Raw genomic sequence first — 1083 nt, forward strand, 5'->3', positions numbered from 1 at the left:
CTAGTAGGACTCCGTTACGTCTGCGTCTCGGTCCTGTTTGGGGGCATGTTGGGGGTGTGGACGCACATGAAGTGAACCGGGCTCGGGCGAAGTTGGGGTTATTCGTGGCGGATGTGTTCGCCTCGGTGCCACGGAAGGATCAGCGGGCGAAGGGCGACTGCTATCTGCGGGGGCTGATGCTGGACGGGCGGCGCAAGTCGATCCAGCCGATGGCGGAGCGGCTGCCGGACGGCAACGAGCAGAATCTGCAGCAGTTCGTGAACCAGTCGACCTGGGATCCGCTGCCGGTGCGGCGGCGGATCGCGCAGCGGATGGTGCCCCAGGTCGGCCCGGATGCCTGGGCGGTCGATGACGTGTCGTTCCCCAAGGACGGGAAGATGTCGGTGGCGGTCGCCCACCAGTACTGCGGAGCGCTGGGCAAGCAGGCCAACTGCCAGGTCGCGGTGAGCGTGCACGCGGTCTCCGACACCGCGTCCTGTCCGCTGCAGTGGCGCCTGTTCGTGCCCCAGGAGTGGGCGGAGGATCCGGTCCGCCGGCGCAAGACGGGGATCCCGGACGAGATCGGGCACCGTGAGAAGTGGCGCCTGGCCCTGGACACCATTGATGAGCTGGCGGAATGGGGTCTGGTGCCGCCGGTGCTGGTGGCCGACGCCGGCTACGGGCAGAACGCCGGCTTCCGCGACGGGCTGGAGCGTCGCAGCATCGGTTACGTGGTGGCGATCCGCTCCGATGTGAGCGTCCACCCGCATGATGCGGTGCCCACGGCCCCCGTCTGGTCCGGCAACGGCCGCAAGCCGCAGCCCCGCTACCGCGACAAGCCGTCCCCGGTGGCCGCACTCGCGGCCGGCCACGGACGGCAGGCCTTCACCGAGGTGACCTGGCGGGAAGGCTCCCGCGGGCCGATGCGCTCACACTTCCTGGCCCTGCGGGTGCGGCCGGCCGGGATCAAATCCCGACGCCTCGCCCAGGCCGGCGCCACCGGTGACACCAGCTGGGACGGCGTCCTGCCCGAGGTCACACTGCTGGTCGAATGGCCCGAAGGCGCCGAGACACCCACCGACTACTGGCTGTCCAACCTGCCCG

Annotated in this window: 1 protein-coding gene; it reads left to right on the forward strand. The window is 69.9% G+C overall.

Translation table 11 applies throughout. From position 1 onward, the window contains the following. Positions 1-56: 56 nt before the first annotated feature. The coding region (locus ACZ4WS_RS47800; protein WP_467990515.1) for an IS701 family transposase at positions 57-1083 on the forward strand (1027 nt) is incomplete at its 3' end.

The sequence above is a fragment of the Streptomyces sp. NPDC029292 genome (assembly GCF_055569295.1).